Annotated in this window: 15 protein-coding genes and 4 tRNA genes; 5 read left to right on the top strand and 14 right to left on the bottom strand. The window is 58.0% G+C overall.

Annotated features, from left to right (window positions below; genetic code table 11):
• Positions 1 to 24: 24 nt before the first annotated feature.
• Complete coding sequence (lptM, locus tag AC3EMD_RS26465; protein ID WP_004886794.1) at positions 25 to 228, bottom strand: LPS translocon maturation chaperone LptM; 204 nt, start codon at positions 226 to 228, stop codon at positions 25 to 27.
• Between the two features lie 138 nt (positions 229 to 366).
• Here lptM and cyaY point away from each other — a divergent pair, with 138 nt between their 5' ends.
• On the top strand, positions 367 to 687 hold the full coding sequence (gene cyaY, locus AC3EMD_RS26470) for an iron donor protein CyaY (RefSeq protein WP_012543238.1): 321 nt from the start codon (positions 367 to 369) through the stop codon (positions 685 to 687).
• 133 nt (positions 688 to 820) lie between these two features.
• Here cyaY and cyaA read toward each other — a convergent pair whose 3' ends face one another.
• Positions 821 to 3,373, bottom strand: a complete 2,553-nt coding sequence (gene cyaA / locus AC3EMD_RS26475) for a class I adenylate cyclase (RefSeq protein WP_002883383.1) — start codon at positions 3,371 to 3,373, stop codon at positions 821 to 823.
• Positions 3,374 to 3,730: 357 nt separating this feature from the next.
• On the opposite strand from cyaA, the gene hemC reads away from it, so the two are divergent.
• Genes hemC through hemY form a run of 4 tightly spaced genes read left to right on the top strand, consistent with a single transcriptional unit; the run spans position 3,731 to position 7,812 of the window.
• On the top strand, positions 3,731 to 4,672 hold the full coding sequence (gene hemC / locus AC3EMD_RS26480) for a hydroxymethylbilane synthase (RefSeq protein ID WP_032734013.1): 942 nt from the start codon (positions 3,731 to 3,733) through the stop codon (positions 4,670 to 4,672).
• Positions 4,669 to 5,409 carry a uroporphyrinogen-III synthase gene (gene hemD, locus AC3EMD_RS26485; protein ID WP_110204320.1) on the top strand — a complete coding sequence of 247 codons (741 nt, stop codon included), beginning with the start codon at positions 4,669 to 4,671 and terminating at the stop codon, positions 5,407 to 5,409. The genes hemC and hemD overlap by 4 nt, the downstream gene beginning before the upstream one ends.
• Positions 5,410 to 5,430: 21 nt before the next feature.
• Positions 5,431 to 6,612, top strand: coding sequence for a uroporphyrinogen-III C-methyltransferase (gene hemX, locus AC3EMD_RS26490; protein ID WP_022065883.1), 1,182 nt, complete (start codon positions 5,431 to 5,433; stop codon positions 6,610 to 6,612).
• Between the two features lie 3 nt (positions 6,613 to 6,615).
• The gene (gene hemY, locus AC3EMD_RS26495; RefSeq protein ID WP_302073854.1) at positions 6,616 to 7,812 is read left to right on the top strand and encodes a protoheme IX biogenesis protein HemY; all 1,197 of its coding nucleotides are present in this window, start codon (positions 6,616 to 6,618) and stop codon (positions 7,810 to 7,812) included.
• 461 nt (positions 7,813 to 8,273) lie between these two features.
• Here the strand turns inward: hemY and AC3EMD_RS26500 are convergent.
• The 12 genes from AC3EMD_RS26500 to rfbA form a co-directional block, all read right to left on the bottom strand.
• Positions 8,274 to 8,350: transfer RNA gene (locus AC3EMD_RS26500), tRNA-Pro, on the bottom strand.
• A gap of 42 nt (positions 8,351 to 8,392) precedes the next feature.
• Positions 8,393 to 8,479, bottom strand: a tRNA-Leu gene (locus AC3EMD_RS26505).
• Between the two features lie 23 nt (positions 8,480 to 8,502).
• A tRNA-His gene (locus AC3EMD_RS26510) sits at positions 8,503 to 8,578 on the bottom strand.
• 55 nt (positions 8,579 to 8,633) lie between these two features.
• A tRNA-Arg gene (locus AC3EMD_RS26515) sits at positions 8,634 to 8,710 on the bottom strand.
• Positions 8,711 to 8,812: 102 nt separating this feature from the next.
• A complete protein-coding gene (thrP, locus tag AC3EMD_RS26520; RefSeq protein ID WP_012969196.1) occupies positions 8,813 to 10,198 on the bottom strand; it encodes a bifunctional threonine/serine APC transporter ThrP in 1,386 nt (461 codons plus the stop codon).
• A 205-nt stretch (positions 10,199 to 10,403) separates the two neighbouring features.
• Positions 10,404 to 11,144 (bottom strand): lipopolysaccharide N-acetylmannosaminouronosyltransferase, encoded by a 741-nt coding sequence (gene wecG, locus AC3EMD_RS26525; protein WP_012969197.1) that lies wholly within the window; start codon positions 11,142 to 11,144, stop codon positions 10,404 to 10,406.
• 11 nt (positions 11,145 to 11,155) lie between these two features.
• A complete protein-coding gene (gene wzyE / locus AC3EMD_RS26530) occupies positions 11,156 to 12,502 on the bottom strand; it encodes an ECA oligosaccharide polymerase (protein WP_004886822.1) in 1,347 nt (448 codons plus the stop codon).
• On the bottom strand, positions 12,499 to 13,575 hold the full coding sequence (locus tag AC3EMD_RS26535; protein WP_032734012.1) for a TDP-N-acetylfucosamine:lipid II N-acetylfucosaminyltransferase: 1,077 nt from the start codon (positions 13,573 to 13,575) through the stop codon (positions 12,499 to 12,501). Before AC3EMD_RS26535 ends, wzyE begins: the two co-directional genes overlap by 4 nt.
• On the bottom strand, positions 13,572 to 14,822 hold the full coding sequence (gene wzxE / locus AC3EMD_RS26540; RefSeq protein ID WP_008807961.1) for a lipid III flippase WzxE: 1,251 nt from the start codon (positions 14,820 to 14,822) through the stop codon (positions 13,572 to 13,574). The genes AC3EMD_RS26535 and wzxE overlap by 4 nt, the downstream gene beginning before the upstream one ends.
• A gap of 1 nt (position 14,823) precedes the next feature.
• Positions 14,824 to 15,954, bottom strand: a complete 1,131-nt coding sequence (rffA, locus tag AC3EMD_RS26545; protein ID WP_022065886.1) for a dTDP-4-amino-4,6-dideoxygalactose transaminase — start codon at positions 15,952 to 15,954, stop codon at positions 14,824 to 14,826.
• 4 nt (positions 15,955 to 15,958) lie between these two features.
• On the bottom strand, positions 15,959 to 16,633 hold the full coding sequence (rffC, locus tag AC3EMD_RS26550) for a dTDP-4-amino-4,6-dideoxy-D-galactose acyltransferase (protein WP_302073855.1): 675 nt from the start codon (positions 16,631 to 16,633) through the stop codon (positions 15,959 to 15,961).
• On the bottom strand, positions 16,611 to 17,492 hold the full coding sequence (gene rfbA / locus AC3EMD_RS26555; RefSeq protein ID WP_002883307.1) for a glucose-1-phosphate thymidylyltransferase RfbA: 882 nt from the start codon (positions 17,490 to 17,492) through the stop codon (positions 16,611 to 16,613). Before rfbA ends, rffC begins: the two co-directional genes overlap by 23 nt.

Below are 17,492 nucleotides of genomic sequence, written 5' to 3' on the forward strand. Positions count from 1 at the left end.
GTTGCGCGGAACAGAACGTTATCGTTAGTAATTGACCTGGCTCGGACCACCGGTATCGCCACGATCGTTACGATCCGGCGTTGAGCTCTGAATGCCCGGGTTAACCGGTTTGGTCGGCGGCGGCGCGGTTTTGTCCGCCGGCGGGAAATAGAGAGGCCCTTTCAGACCGCAGCCGGTCAGGCTGAAGATCGCAAACAAAACGGCAAGCGTAGGAAAAACGTTTTTCATTGATAGTTGCCCGTGATTCATTCTTTCTGCTTTCTATCATCGCAGGAGAAGACGTAAAAGCAAGCGTTTAGCATCCGACTGCGCGCGCTTTTGTTTCGCGCTATACTGCCGCCATCTTCAAAAAAGCAGGATAGAACCATGAACGACAGTGAATTCCATCGCCTGGCGGATAGCCTGTGGATGACCATCGAAGAACGCCTGGACGACTGGGACGGCGATAGCGACATCGACTGTGAAATCAACGGCGGCGTGCTGACCATCAGCTTTGAAAACGGCAGCAAAATCATTATTAACCGTCAGGAGCCGCTGCACCAGGTGTGGCTGGCCACCAAACAGGGCGGCTACCATTTTGATCTCAAAGGCGACGAGTGGGTCTGCGATCGCAGCGGCGAGACCTTCTGGGATTTGCTGGAGCAGGCGGCGAGCCAGCAGGCCGGTGAGACGGTGAAATTCCGTTAATGACGTGTTTCCCGGATGGCGGCGCATCGCGCCTTATCCGGGCTACCCGACGACTTAGAACCGTAGCCCTGCTAAGCGCAGCGCCAGCAGGGAAGATCTCCGGATAGCGGCTCACGCCTTATCCGGGCCAAATCTACGAGTAGCGCTGCTGCAGCACCGGCGAAGCGGTAACGTCCTGGCTGGTGGGTATCGCGGCGGCAATCGCCTGGGTGCGGAAGGGGATCACCTGGGTGCGCCCGTCTACCTCGACAATCTGATAGAACTGCGGCAGGTTGAAGTTGATAAAGCTGGAGCCGTAGGTGAAACGATCGTGCGATGACGAATAGAAGCGGCTGACGTCGCGCACCAGCTCCTCTTTACTGCCCTCGCAGTGATGATAGACCTCGGCACGGTTGCTCTCATCAAGAATATAGATGTTAAAGCCGCTGTCGTTGTTATCCGCATCTTCAAAGAAGAACTGAATAATCCCTTCGCTGGCGAAACCATCCACCACCGCCGGCAGCTTAACGTGATTGGTTTCCACCTGCACCGACAACCCGTGAAGCTTGTTGTGCGAGATAGCGCCGTAGAACTCAATGGCGTTTTCCAGCTTCTGCACCGAAACGTTAAGACGCTCGAAGAACAGCCCCCACGTCTGGCCGGAGACGCGCAGCGCTTTGAAGCGCCCGGTATCCTGGCGGGTACTGGAGAGACGCAGTTCGATGCATTCGGAGATCATCTGCTGCACGCGGGTACGAATCAGGCCGCGCAGGTGCTGGCTATAGCAGAACACCTCCACGCTGTCCGGCGGCGCGGCGTCCTGATGCATTTTGCCGAGGATCGTCTTCAGCGCTTCGATCATCGCCTGCTCGCCGTTAAAGTGCAGCGTACGCACTTCGTTCCACGAGTTGCGATACAGCAGGTCGACGCTGCCGATCAGACATTTTTGCTCTTCACCGAAGCTGAAAACATCCAGTTTACGGAAGTCGAAGTGCACCACCTGATTGCGGAAGGCCGCGGTCGGGTCATATTCGAGGTTGACGATAATCGCCAGATGGCGGATTTCGCACGGGCTGTACAGCGCTTTTGGCGTCGGCGCCGGCAGGCGCAGCGGGAAGTGGTGCGACACGTCGGCCACCATCTCCTGCAGCTTCGCCAGATCGACGATGCCGTTGCCCTTAATAAACAGGCGGGTGCGTGAGGTCAGCAGGCCGTTAAACCAGGCCCAGGCCACCAGCTTATTAAGATAACGGTTATATTCCAGCGGCTGATGGCTGATGATCGATTCCATATCCGGCGCGCGGTTATACAGATACCAACCGGTACGGTTGGCACGGCCCGGCGGCACGTGGATAAAGGTCAGGTTCGGTTCCGACAGATCCGGCGAAATTTGCGGGTTCACCAGCGTCACTTTCCCCGGTAGCGCTTCAAAGGCCGCATACAGCTTACGGGTCAGCACGCCAATATCCTGCGGACTGGCGGAGACGCTAAGGTTATTGCGCCGTGCGAAGCGGATCAGATTACGATAGCTCTGCATCATGGCGTCGAGCAGTTCGTTGTGCGCCTTGCGCACTTCATCAATTTTCCAGTTGGCGCGGTTGTCGAGCATCATCAGACGCTTTTCATCCCAGCCCCAGGCATTCACCAACTGGCTGACGACTTCGCGACGCCAGCCGACGCAGGCGCGTTCGCGGCTGAGTTTTTCACAAACTTTCAGGTAGAAGCAGCGGCGCACCAGGTCGAGGCGGGTTTCATCTTCGATGGCCTGTAGATAGGTGGTCACGCGCTCCAGCATCATGCAGTACGGGTCGAGGCCGAAGGAGACAATCTCGCCGTCGTGTAGACGCTGTTTGATATCTTTCGCTAACAGGCGGTTATTGGGGTATTCCCAGGAGTAGGCTTCCAGCAGCAGCGTTTTCAGCACCGCTTTATAGGGGGAGTCGATACTCTTATACAGCTGCCACAGGCTGGCGCCGAAGTACTCTTCCGCCGACAGCGAACTGAGGCCGCCGAGATCGAGCCATTCGTTAGGCGTCAGCACGCCCTGGGCATACAGCCCCATGACGTAATCATCGTAATGCTCTTCTTCATCGCACGGCACCATATTCCACAGAATACGCTTGCCGGCGAGGCGCACCGCGGTGCGATAGAACTCATCGAGCAACAGGATATGCTGAGTCGAACCGCAGTCTTCGCCGCCGAGACTGCCGCTTTCATTATGACGGAAGCGGTTTTCGTCGATCAGGAAGAAGCTGACTTCCACGCCGAGCGAGGCCGCCCAGCTCTCAAGCAGGCTGCATTTTCGCTGCAGCAGCTGGCGCTCTTCGCTATCCAGCCAGGCCTGGTGACATACCCAGATATCCAGATCGGAAGAACAGCTCTGACCAACAGAGGAAGTACTGCCCATCGAGTAGACGCCGGTGATCGGCAGCTCGCCTTTCGGCGGCTCCTGGGTCTGCATGCCGCGATGCAGCTCCAGTTCTTCAAGATAGTGGCGTTGGGTTTCATCAGGCGTGTAGAGGCAAATGCCACGGGGAACGTTACCGTCAAGGTAACCCGGCATCAGCGGGTGATGATAATGTAGTAACGTTGGCAGTAGACTGTAAACCTGCTGGAAAGCGGGTCCCATGGCAGCAAGCGCGCGATCCACGCGCAATTGGTTGATGGCATCCAGTCTCTGTTTCAGTGTCTCAATATAGAGGTACAAGACATATCGCCTGATGTTCAAAAACCCGAAGTACAATAGTACGGAGGATTTCAGTATTTCAACAAAAACCGTCACCATTCGTCGTCGGTGTGGTTGTGATGAGCAGCGGACGGACAAATGGTTTAAAACGTGATCAATTTAACACCTTGCTCATTGACCGTAAAGAAAGATGCGCTACATACAAGTGTAGCACCGTTTATTACCTGTAAATTCCTCACTACGCCTCCGGCAACCGCCACGCGCATGAAAGGTTAAAAAAGAGAAGGCCGGGGCCATCTCCCACATAAACCGTGAAAACTAACATCCGTAAGACAACAATGTTAGGATGGATAGTGGTCGACAATGACGGTAACAAGCATGTTAGACAAAGTTTTGAAAATTGCCACACGGCAAAGCCCGCTTGCGCTATGGCAGGCGCAGTATGTTAAAGCGCGCCTGGAACACGCGCATCCAGGACTGAACGTCGAGCTGGTGCCGATGGTTACGCGCGGTGATGTCATCCTTGATACGCCCCTGGCAAAGGTGGGCGGCAAGGGCTTATTTGTGAAAGAGTTAGAGCTCGCCATGCTCGAAGGGCGGGCCGATATCGCCGTCCATTCGATGAAAGATGTCCCGGTGGAATTCCCGGAGGGCCTGGGGTTGGTCACCATCTGCGAGCGCGACGATCCGCGCGACGCGTTTGTTTCCAATCACTATGCCTCAATTGACGAACTGCCGGCCGGCAGCGTCGTTGGCACGTCAAGTTTACGCCGTCAGTGCCAGCTGGCCGCCACCCGTCCAGACCTGGTGATCCGCTCTCTGCGCGGTAACGTCGGTACCCGGCTGAGTAAACTGGATAACGGTGAGTATGACGCCATTATCCTTGCCGCCGCCGGGTTGAAGCGCCTGAAACTGGAAGCGCGTATTCGCCAGCCGCTGTCGCCGGAGCAATCCCTGCCGGCCGTCGGCCAGGGCGCGGTGGGTATCGAATGCCGTCTTGACGATGCATGGACCCAGGCGCTGTTAGCGCCCCTCAACCATGCGGAAACCGCGGTACGCGTGCGCGCCGAACGGGCGATGAACACCCGCCTCGAAGGCGGTTGTCAGGTGCCAATTGGCAGCTATGCGGAACTCGTCAACGGCGAACTGTGGCTGCGGGCGCTGGTTGGCGCCCCGGATGGTTCGCAGATGGTACGCGGCGAACGGCGCGGGCCAGCAGAGCAGGCCGAAGCGCTCGGCATCTCGCTGGCGGAAGAGCTCCTGGATAACGGCGCCCGCGACATTCTCGCGGCAGTTTATGATGGAGAAGCCCCACGATGAGCATCCTGGTCACTCGTCCACTCCCGCAAGGGGAAGCGCTGGTCAGCCGTCTGCGGGCCATGGGACGCGTGGCCTGGAGCTTTCCGCTGATAGAATTTACGCCTGGCCGGGAGCTTCCCGTGCTGGGCAACCATCTTGCCCATCTGGGGTCCGACGACCTGCTGTTTGCGCTATCCCAGCATGCGGTGGAATTCGCCCATGCCCGTCTGCAGCAGCAAGGCCTGCCCTGGCCCACTTCTCCGCACTATTTTGCCATTGGTCGAACGACGGCGCTGGCCCTGCATACGGTCAGCGGGCAGCACATCCGTTACCCGTTAGATCGGGAAATTAGCGAAGTCTTGCTACAATTACCTGAATTACAAAACATTGCCGGGAAAAATGCGCTGATCCTACGCGGCAATGGTGGGCGGGAACTCTTAGGCGCCACGCTGGCTGAACGCGGCGCCAGGGTCACATTTTGTGAATGTTATCAACGTAGTGCAAAACATTACGATGGCGCAGAAGAAGCGATGCGCTGGCAGTCTCGCGGGGTCACCACGCTGGTGGTCACCAGCGGTGAGATGCTGCAGCAGCTGTGGTCGCTCATACCGCAATGGTATCGCGAACAGTGGCTCCTGCACTGCCGCCTTGTCGTTGTCAGCGAACGTCTGGCCCTTCAGGCCCGGGAACTGGGCTGGCAGGAGATTCAGGTTGCCGATAACGCTGACAACGATGCGCTGCTACGCGCATTACAATAACTCTCAACATTGGAAGCCATAATGACGGAACAACAAAATCAATCCGCCGTGGTTGAAGAGACCAGGGAGGCCGTGGAAACCACACCACAGCCAGAGAACAACGATAAGAAGAAGGCGGGTAACAAAACCAGCCTGGCGCTCAGCGCGATCGCTATCGCCATTGCGATAGCCGCTGGCATCGGCCTGTATGGCCTGAACAAACAGCAGGCCACGCGGCAAAACGCAACCACCGCTGAATTATCAGGCCAGCTTGCGGCACTGCAAAAAGCGCAGGAGAGCCAAAAGAGCGAACTGGAAGGCATTATCAAACAGCAGGCCGACCAGTTGAGTCAGGCCAAACACGAGCAGGAAACCCTGACCAAACAGCTTGATGAGTTGCAGCAGAAAGTCGCCGTGATTTCGGGCAGCGATGCCAAAACCTGGCTGCTGGCCCAGGCCGATTTCCTCGTCAAGCTGGCGGGACGTAAGCTGTGGAGCGATCAGGATGTCACCACCGCCGCCGCGCTGCTAAAAAGCGCCGACGCCAGCCTCGCCGACATGAATGACCCCAGCCTGATCGGCGCCCGCCGGGCCATCACCGACGACATCGCCACCCTCTCCGCGGTAAGCCAGGTGGACTACGACGGTATGATCCTCAAGGTGAATCAGTTGGCGAACCAAATCGACAACCTGCGGCTGGCCGATAATAACGATGACGATTCGCCGATGGACTCTGATAGCGACGAGCTTTCCAGCTCTATAAGCGAATGGCGCGTCAATCTGCAGAAAAGCTGGCAGAACTTTATGGACAGCTTTATCACCGTGCGCCGCCGCGATGAAACCGCGGTCCCGCTGCTGGCGCCGAATCAGGATATCTATCTGCGGGAAAATATTCGCTCTCGCCTGCTGGTCGCCGCGCAGGCAGTGCCGCGCCATCAGGAAGAGACCTGGAAACAGTCGCTGGATAACGTCTCGACCTGGGTACGCGCCTATTACGATACTGATGACGCCACCACCAAAGCCTTCCTCGACGAGGTGGATAAGCTCAGTCAGCAAAGCATTACCATGACGGTGCCGGAAACGCTGCAGAGCCAGGCGTTGCTGGAAAAACTGATGCAGACCCGGGTGCGCAACCTGATGGCGCAGCCTGCCGTTACCGCGGGCGGCGCGCCCTCACCAGCCCCTGCTGCACCGGCCGCCCCTGCTGCGCCGCAAGGAGAGTAACGCATGCTGAAAATTCTTCTACTCTTCGCGCTGTTGATCGCCGGGATTGTGCTTGGCCCGATGATCGCCGGGCATCAGGGCTACGTCCTGATCCAGACCGATAATTACAATATCGAGACCAGCGTCACCGGGCTGGTGATCATTCTGATCCTCGCCATGGTGGTGCTGTTCGCCATCGAATGGCTGCTGCGCCGCATTTTCCGCACCGGGGCACATACGCGCGGCTGGTTTGTCGGCCGTAAACGCCGTCGCGCGCGTAAGCAAACCGAGCAGGCGCTACTCAAGCTGGCGGAAGGTGATTACCAGCAGGTTGAGAAGCTGATGGCGAAAAATGCCGATCACGCCGAACAGCCGGTGGTGAACTATCTGCTGGCGGCTGAAGCGGCCCAGCAGCGCGGCGATGAAGCGCGGGCCAACCAGCATCTGGAGCGCGCCACCGAGCTGGCGGGCGATGACCTGATCCCGGTGGAAATCACCCGCGTTCGCCTGCAGCTGGCACGTAATGAAAATCACGCCGCGCGCCATGGCATCGATAAGCTGCTGGAAATTACTCCGCGTCATCCTGAAGTGCTGCGCCTCGCCGAACAGGCATACACCCGCACCGGCGCCTGGCAGTCGCTGCTGGACATCATTCCATCGATGGCGAAAGCTAACGTCGGCGATGAAGAGCACCGCGCTGCGCTGGAACAGCTGGCCTGGGTTGGCCTGATGGATAAAGCGCTGGCCGACGGCGGCAGCGAAGGGTTGCGCGAATGGTGGCGCAACCAGAGCCGTAAAACACGGGCGCTGGTGCCGCTGCAGGTGGCAATGGCCGAGCGCCTCATCGAGAGCGACGATCACGATACCGCGCAGCAAATTATCATTGATGGTCTGAAGAAACAGTATGATGACCGTCTGGTGATGCCGATCCCGCGTCTGAAGACCAATAACCCGGAACAGCTGGAGAAAGTGCTGCGCCAGCAGATCAAAGCCGTTGGCGACCGTCCGCTGCTGTGGAGTACCCTGGGCCAGTCGCTGATGCGGCACGGCGAATGGCAGGAGGCCAGCATCGCCTTCCGCGCCGCGCTTAAGCAGCGTCCGGATGCCTTTGATTACGCCTGGCTGGCGGATACCCTGGATCGCCTGCATCAGCCGGAAGAAGCCGCCGCTATGCGCCGCGATGGGCTGCTGCTGACGCTGCAGAATAATCCTCAGCCGTAACCTGCCATGGCTATCGCCTCCTGCGGGGCGATAGCCCTTCTCCCCCGCCTTCGCGTTGACGGATCCCTGAAAGAAAAAAACGCCTGCGCTGAAATCAGGGCAGGCGTTAAAACAGGTCTGTTTGACAACAAATTGGGTGCTTCACTCAACGTAATGTCCATGGTGTTTGATGAGGCATAAATGCGACATCTGTCAGTGGACGATAAGCACCGTAAGAACGGCTCTGCATCATTCCGGAGTTTATGAGGCACGAAGGCGAACATAAGAGATGGAATGAGCATCTACCCAGTTATTATCGCACAGGATCCGGGGAAATTGCATCTACCACAGTGATGAATTGAGAGTTTTCCTGACGCGTATTCTCAAGCAGAGAGGCGTTTTTTTATCAGCAAGATCAGGGGAATAAATAATGGCGGGCAGCGACAGAAAACAAAAAACCCCGCCGAAGCGGGGTTCAAAATTGGTCGGCGAGAGAGGATTCGAACCTCCGACCCACTGGTCCCAAACCAGTTGCGCTACCAAGCTGCGCTACTCGCCGAAATACTGCTTTTTGAATTTTTAGTTCAATTCGTTAAAGTCGTGGTGCGAGGGGGGGGACTTGAACCCCCACGTCCGTAAGAACACTAACACCTGAAGCTAGCGCGTCTACCAATTCCGCCACCTTCGCAAATTCACAACTCTATCAAATAATGGGGTGGCTAATGGGATTCGAACCCACGACAACTGGAATCACAATCCAGGGCTCTACCAACTGAGCTATAGCCACCACTGCAAACCTTTTACGCGGTATTAAAACCACCGCAGCTCCAGCACCGGGTTAATGGTGCGCCCGACAGGATTCGAACCTGAGACCTCTGCCTCCGGAGGGCAGCGCTCTATCCAGCTGAGCTACGGGCGCTTAGCGCCGTTGCGGGGTCGGATAATACGGACTTCCTACCCCGCTGTCTAGTGCCTTTTAAAAGAAAATTATCGTTTGCTCATGCTTTGTTCGTTTTGACGGTTATTCAGCCGTATTATTGACTTGCCCCTGTCTTCCGAGGCCAAACACCTTATAAATCAGGGTGACGGCGGCCAGGAAAATAATGCCGACAAACAGCGACATCCGGGTTTCATCATTCAGACCCATCCCTACCAGCACACAGATCAGGAAGGCCATGGTGAAATAGTTGGCCCACGGAAACAGCAGCGAACGGAACGGATGGCTGGCGATTGCCGCCCGATGCACGCGACGGAAACGCAGCTGGCTAATCAGGATCACAAACCATGGCACCATCCCTGGCAACACGCTGGCGCTGTAGACATAGACAAACACCCGCTGCGGATTAGGAATGATGTAATTCAGGCAGGAGCCCACCAGCAGGATCAGAATCGACAGCGCCACGCCGACGGCCGGAACGCCGTTGCGCGATACCTTACCGATCGCCGCCGGCAGTTGGCGGTTCTTCGCCAGGGCGTACAGCATACGTCCACAGCTGTACATTCCGCTGTTGCAGCCGGAAAGCGCCGCCGTCAGCACCACGAAGTTGATAATTCCCGCCGCCGCGGTAATCCCGATTTTGGCAAACGTCAGTACGAACGGGCTGCCGTTGGAGCCAATTTGATCCCACGGGAAGATAGTGACAATAACGAAAATCGCGCCCACGTAGAAAATCAGGATCCGCCACAGCACTTTGCCCACCGCGCTGCGCAGCGTCACCTGCGGATTTTTCGCTTCACCCGCGGTAATACCGATAAGCTCTACGCCCTGATAGGATGCGACCACGATACACAGCGCCGTCAGGAAGCCCTTCCAGCCGCCGGCGAAGAAACCGCCATGTTCGGTGAGATTACCAAAACCAATGGAGTGCCCGCCGTTGCCAAAGCCGAAGAAAATGACGCCCAGCCCGACGACGATCATCACGATAATGGTGGTCACTTTAATCATGGCGAACCAGAACTCGATTTCACCGTAAAGCCGGACCGCCGCCAGGTTCGCCAGCGCCACCAGCCCCACGGCAATTAACGCCGGGATCCACTGCGCCATCTCCGGGAACCAGAACTGCACATAGACCCCGATGGCGGTAATCTCCGAGATCCCCACCGCCATCCACATAAACCAGTAGGACCACGCGGTCAGGTAGCCGAAGAAGGGGCTCATATAGCGATGCGCATACACCGCGAAGGAGCCAGTGACAGGCTCAAGGAACAGCATTTCGCCCATTGAGCGCATAATGAAAAAGACGAACAGGCCAGCGATAATGTACGCCAGCAGCACGGAAGGCCCGGCCCATTTCAACGTACTGGCCGCCCCCATAAACAACCCCACGCCAATCGTCCCGCCAAGGGCGATCAGTTCAATATGCCGGGCCTCCAGTCCACGCTGGAGTTCCGCTTTTTTCTCAGTCATATATCCTCTTGTGTTTGCCGTATTCCGGGTACTCCCGGTTATTGTTATTAACTGAAACCATAGCCTTGCCGACGCGCAGGTCTCCCCCGCGCGTATGAAGCCTGCGAATGGTTAATTAATTTTGCGGAAATGGCAAATAAAGTATCAGGCGAGTGAAGAGATTACACAGAATATGTATGCAAACTCGCCTGGTTGCAGTGGAATATCAGAGCTTGCCGGTATAATGCCAACGTAAATAGCGCAGCAGACGGAACTGTCTCTTGATGCGGCTCGGCTGTAAAAGCAGGCGATAGAACCACTCCAGCCCCAGATCCTGCCAGAACTTCGGCGCCCGATGGACGTGCCCAGTGAAGACATCGTAAGTGCCGCCGACGCCCATATACAGCGCGTGCGGATACAGGCGCCGGCAGTCGCGCATGAAGATCTCCTGGCGCGGCGACCCCATCGCGACGGTGACGATTTTCGCCCCGCTGTCGCGAATGCGTTCGAACAATGCCTGGCGCTGCTCAGGGGTAAAATAACCGTCCTGGCTGCCGACGATGTTCACCTGCCAGCGCTGACGCAGCCTGGACTCCGTTTGCGTCAGGACCTCAGGTTTACCACCAACCAAAAACACCGGTGTCCCTTCAGCGCCAGCGCGCTGCATTAACGCTTCCCAGAGATCGGCCCCGGCGACGCGGGATACCTGGGCCTGCGGGTATTTTTTGCGCAGCGAACGCACCACGCTGATGCCATCCGCATATTTAAACTCTGCCGCCTCAATCAGCGCCCGTACCTCCGGGTTATCTTCTACGGCCAGCATTTTCTCAGCATTAATGGCCACCAGCGTCCCCTCCCGGAGCGCGCCGTCGGCATACAAATAATCCAGAGCGTGCTGCATATCGCGCCAGCCTATGAGCTGCAGCCCTCTTAACAGGTACAACGGCGCGGAAATGGTCCCAGTCATGTCTATCCTTCTCAGACTTGCGGTTGCGAAAGCGGTTTTACGCGCTTATGAATCAGTCCCACGCTATCCAGGAACCAGTACAGCAATTTCGCCGCCAGCAAGCAGATACCAAAGATCACGAGGAAAAACACCACGCGGGAGCCGAACGAATCCAGACCCTCGCGCGCCAGCACTATCATGTTGAAGATAGCGCCGAAACAGAAACTGTGCAGGATAGCCGCTTTGTAACGATTGCTCTCCCGGTTGCCCAGCTCATACAGCCAGTCGAACCATTTAATAATCAACCCTACCGCCACAGCGCCCAGCGGCACAAACCAGACGCCGCCCATCACCACCAGCGAGCCAATCAGCGTCGGCGAAATCGCCAGCCCCGAATGGTTGTTTAACACCTCCCAGGTGAAGTAGTTGGCGGTATTGAGCACCATCGTCGGACGACCGTGCCACATCCAGCTGGGGATGAAGACGTAGAAATCGCGGATCATCGGCGCCAGCCCCTGGAAATCGATCTTGTCATAGTTCTGCAGCAGCAGCGCCAGGTTTTCCCACGGTGAGAAGGTGTCGCGCGTGAGATACAGGAAGGTATAAAACGCTTCATCGCCGCTGACGTTCATCCCGTAGCGCTTCAGCGCCAGCCAGAACATGCCGACAATACCCAGCACGCCCGCCGCCGCCAGCATCCACAAGCTGATCCAGCCGCGAATAATACCGATGAACAGAAAGATGGCGAAGGCGATGATGATATTGGCGCGGGTCCCGCCGACAATGGCGTAGGTCAGCAAACCAAAGGCCACGGTGCTGACGAGGAAGAAGATCCACGCCTTATAATCCTGGCGCAGAAAATAAACCACCAGCATCGCCGGAATAAAGAAGTAAAAGAAGCGCTTCAACGCCACGCCGGACACTTCAGCAGAAAAAATCTGGCTGTAGGAGTTGAGCTTAAACAGCAGAAAGCCGTTGTGAGCGAAGAAGATGCCGACGCACAGCAGCGCCAGCCCCATCAGTATGCCCCACGCCAGATGGGTTTCCACCCGGTTCATGGTAAACAGCGGGCGATGCGCAACCTCGCGCGAGGCCGGGCGCAACCGCGTTTTATAGGTCACGTAGTAGATCGCGTAGAAGCATACCGCGATCAGCAGCGTCTGCAGCAAAATCTCCGGCGGCGCTACGCTGACGTCAAAGCGGAACACCAGAATACTGGTCAGCGGGAAGCCGAAGAAAAAGGTCAGCAGAAACAACAACGAGAAAAAGACGTTGAAGTTGAAGCGTACCCGGCGGAACTCAAACCAGGTGGCGGTGGCGATAAACAGGGTCGACAGCAGCCAGACCACCAGCAGCCCGCTAAATTGCATTAACGTCATGCCTGCCCCTCCGCCGCTAACCGTAGCGCCCGCTGCCAGCCCGTCAGATAGTTCGGCCGGAAGAAGGCGATAGTAGATTTATCCACGCTCGCCAGCTGACGCTGCGCTTCACGCACCACGCTGACGTCCAGCGCGTCGCTGGTGAACAGCACCGGCACATGCTGCTCGGTCATATCCTGCCAGAACGGGTTTTCCCGATTGAGCACGCAGGGGATGCCCGCCTGAATCAGCAGACACAGGGTGCCGATCCCCTGCTGGCGGGCAAACAGAAAATAGCCCAGATCGCAGCGGCGCAGCAGCGCCAGATAATCATTAAATTCAAGCTTCTCGCTGAGGATCTGCAGATGCGCATGGCTAAACAGCGCCGCCCCCGCCTCGCGCACCTCGTTGATATAGGCGTCGTTATTCGCCGGATAACCCATCGGCACGATGACATTCACCGTATCGCCAAACTGCTGATGGATAGCCTTCAGCGCGGCAATATGTTCATTGCTGCGATCCCCGGAGTTGCCGACCAGAATAGTCAGGGTATCACTGCGCGGGGCGTTATCGGCCAGGGTATTCAGCGCCGGATCCATACGGGTCGGGAAGTAGAGCAGCTCACCCGGCACACGCGGATGGCGGTTAGCGAACCAGCTGAGATCGCCGCGGGTGGCGAAAACGCGCCCTACTCGCCCCTGCGCCATGCGGCGTAGCGGATAGAACAGGCGAAACTTCAGGCTGGCAGAGTTTTCATACAGATCTGCCCCCCAGATATGCCAGTTAAACTGTGACGGGCGGATGCCGCCGCTCAACAGCGCCAGCCACAGCCCGGTATTAAACTGGCCGTGGAAGAAAAAGCGCTGCTGGCGGTTGGCTTTCGCGGTGGCAATCACTGCCTGCGCCAGCGCTTTCTTTCCTGGATAGCAGGTGATGTCCAGTGCCGGATATCCATCACGCACGCTGGCCTCATCACCGACGACCAAAAATCTCCGGGCCTGCGGGTCGGCGGCCAGTTCGTCGTTAAAGAACCGCAGTACGGTCTGGTTATGGTGCGGGATATCCGATCCCAGTACATGTATCAGTGCTGTCATGCCCGTTTACGCCAGAGTAAAAACACGCCACTACAGAGGGCGAAATAAACAATATACGTGGCCATATACGCCTGCGCCGCGCCAATTGCGCCGTGCGCCGGAATAAGCCAGTGTGAGAATGCGGTCAGCAGCGTGAACTGGCTGATTTCCGTCAGAATATAAAAACGTAGCGACGCTTTGGCGATCACCAGATAGCCGTAGACATAGGCGCCGACTTTTAAGACGTCGCCCACCAGCTGCCAGGCGAACAGGTCACGCATCGCGGTAAAGCGATCGGAAAACAGCAGCCAGATGGCAAAATCGCGCAGTAGCCAGACCGTCAGGCTTGCCGCCGCCACCGCCGGCAGAACGAATTTCAGCGATTTGGCAATCTCGCGGGTGATATCCGTTTTGGCGCTCAGCCGCGACAGCGTCGGCAGCAGATAGACGCTAAACGAGGCGGTAATAAACTGCAGGTAGGCATCGGAAATGCTGCTCACCCCCTGCCAAATCCCGACCGCCTCCCAGCCGTAATGCGCCGCCAGCAGATTACGCATCATCACATAGGCCACCGGCAGCGTCACCGAGGTTATGAGCGCCATCAGGGTAAATTTCGATAGCTGTCCCGCCAGACTGTTATCCCAGCGCGGGCGCAGGGCGCTCAGCGGTATATTACCCCGCCGCCAGAGCATGATGCCCGCCGGGATCACCACCAGCGCCGGCACTAACGCCAACCCCAACAGCGCCCCCTGGTAACCCCCGAAGTAGTAACAGGCATAATAGGCCGCGACGCCAATCAGGCTCCCGGCAATCAGCGAGAAGGCGTTACCCGCCGCATCGCGAAAGCCTTTCATCAGCGCCAGCAGGAAGTTCGCCCAGGCGATCCCCATCTGCACCAGCGCCACCAGGCGTACCAGCCCCTGATAGTGCGTATGGCCGAACAGCCCCTGGCTTATCGGCGCCGCCGCCAGTAAAAACACCAGTGCCAGCAGCGTGGAAAAGCCAAGCACCATAGCCGACGAGGTACCCACCACCTGTTTCAGACGTGGGGGATCGTCGTGATGCTGAGCCACCAGCTTCGTGACGCCGTTAAATATCCCGGCACCCGCCAGCACGCCGAGCACGGTGACCAGCTGCCGGAAGTTACCGGCCTGGCCAACGCCCGCCGGCCCAAACGAGACGGCCAGCAGCTTGACGACCAGCAGACCGGCGCCGATTTTGACCAGCGTCGATGCCGCCGTCCACAGTGAGGCTTTTGCTAACGACATATCAGGAGAAATAGCTCAGCAGCGAGTTAATCACCGTCCGCTGGTTCACCAGAGAGAGATTGTAAAACAGCGGCAGGCGCACCAGGCGCTCGCTCTCCAGGGTGGTGTAGCGGTCTTCACCGTGGAACTCGCCGAAGTGTTCTCCGGCCGGGCAGCTGTGCAACGGAATATAATGGAATACCGCGAGGATCTCCGCCTCTTTCAGCCAGGCGATCAGCCTGCTGCGATCCTCGATATCACGCAGCTTTATGTAGAACATGTGCGCATTTTGCCCACAGTCGGCCGGAACCGTCGGCAGTTCGATACGCCCCGCACGCGCCAGCGGCAGCAGCGCATCGTGATAGTTCTGCCACAGCGCCAGGCGCTGCTGGTTGATCCGCTCCGCCGCTTCCAGCTGCGCCCACAGATAGGCGGCCTGCAGGTCGGACATCAGATAGCTGGAGCCAATATCGCGCCAGGTATATTTATCCACCAGACCGCGAAAGAACTGGCTGCGGTTGGTACCTTTTTCACGAATGATCTCCGCGCGTTCCACCAGTGTGCGATCGTTGATAAGCGTCGCCCCGCCCTCACCGCCGGCGGTGTAGTTTTTGGTTTCATGGAAGCTGAAGCAGCCGATATGGCCGATGGTGCCCAGCGCACGCCCCTTATAGGTAGACATCACCCCCTGCGCGGCGTCTTCCACCACAAACAGGTTGTATTTGTCGGCAATGGCCATGATGGTGTCCATCTCGCAGGCTACGCCGGCATAGTGCACCGGGACAATCGCCCGGGTTTTATCGGTGATGGCGGCTTCGATAAGCGTTTCATCGATATTCATCGTATCGCGGCGGATATCAACGAAGACGATTTTCGCCCCACGCAGCACAAAGGCGTTGGCGGTAGAGACAAAGGTATAGCTGGGCATAATCACTTCGTCGCCCGGCTGGATATCCAGCAGCAGCGCGGCCATCTCCAGCGAAGCCGTGCAGGAAGGCGTCAGCAGCGCTTTTGCCGTGCCAAATCGCTGCTCCATCCACTGCTGGCAGCGGCGCGTAAAACCGCCGTCGCCGCACAGCTTGCCGCTGTTCATCGCAGACTGCATGTAATCAAGCTCGGTTCCAACCACCGGCGGCGCGTTAAATGGGATCATGGGGTCACCTGTATAGCCAGTAGGCGGTGCTTTCCACGTTAGCACCGCTGAGAATATAACGTTTAAGCGCGGCGGTGTTGCCCATCTGGGTCGCCACCCGCAGTGTAGAAAGTCCGCGCGAGGCAGCCCAGTGCTGCGCCGCCTGCATCAGTTGCGCCCCGGCGCCGCGCCCGGCCAGAAGGCCAATACGCGCCTCGGTCGCGTTGAGCTGGCGCAGAGAGACAAAGGCGCGAATATCGCCCTCAGGATGGCGGTAAATCAGGCACTGATGATCGAAGGTGCCGCGCACCGCATTTTCAATCCACTGGGCATAGAAGCGGCCGCTGGCATCGGCAGCGTACCAGGGCGCGCGAAAGCGGCTCATGGCAAAGGCCTGTGCCGCCAGCTCGCGCAGCGGCGCAATATCCGCTTCCACGGCGACGTCGGCGCCCGCATCAGCAGGGTTGCCCACCGGTAGCGCCAGATCGACTTCGCCTTCCACCAGCTGAAAACCCAGCTGCTGTAGCGCGTCCAGCCGGACGGTGTCGCTGGCGGCCACCTTCGCCTGCACCCGCGACCACCCCGCCAGCGCCTCAGGCGTCAGCCGCGGCGCACGTTCATCAAAGTGAACGATGGCGCTGTTAACGGCAAAGAAGCGGTTCTCCCACTCCTGGGGATCAATACTGGCGCGGACGGGCACGGAGCAGATCCAGCAGGTATTGGCCGTAGCCGGTTTTTTCCAGCCGCTTCGCGGCGCGTTTGACGCCATCATCGTCCAGCCAGCCGTTACGCCAGCCGATCTCTTCCAGACAGGCGATTTTAAAGCCCTGGCGCTTCTCGACGGTCTGCACGAACATGCTGGCCTCGATCAGGCTATCGTGCGTGCCGGTGTCCAGCCAGGCAAAACCGCGCCCGAGGAGCTCGACGGTCAATGCGCCATCCTCAAGGTACATCTGGTTGATGGAGGTGATTTCCAGCTCGCCGCGCTCGGACGGCTTGACCCGTTTGGCATACTCCGTCACCTTGCCATCGTAGAAATAGAGACCGGTGACCGCCCAGTTCGACTTCGGCTGCTTCGGCTTCTCTTCCAGCGACAGCGCGCGGAAGTTGTCATCAAACTCCACCACGCCAAAGCGCTCAGGATCCATCACCTGATAGCCAAAAATCGTCGCCCCTTCCGTGCGGGCAGCCACGCTGCGCAGCTTCGGGCTAAAGCTCTGGCCGAAGAAAATATTGTCGCCTAGCACCAGACATGCCGGTTCGCCGTTAAGAAAGGCTTCGCCGATGATAAACGCCTGGGCTAAACCATCCGGCGTCGGCTGTACGGCATAGTGCAGCGCAATGCCAAACTCTGAGCCATCGCCGAGCAGGCGCTGGAAATCACGTAGGTCGTCCGGCGTGGTGATGATCAGGATCTCACGTATCCCGGCCAGCATTAATACCGACAGCGGGTAGTAGATCATCGGCTTGTCGTAGATCGGCAACAACTGCTTCGATACGCCACGGGTGATGGGATGCAGTCGCGTTCCGGAACCGCCCGCCAGAATAATACCTTTCAT

The sequence above is a fragment of the Klebsiella sp. PK18 genome (genome assembly GCF_057784655.1).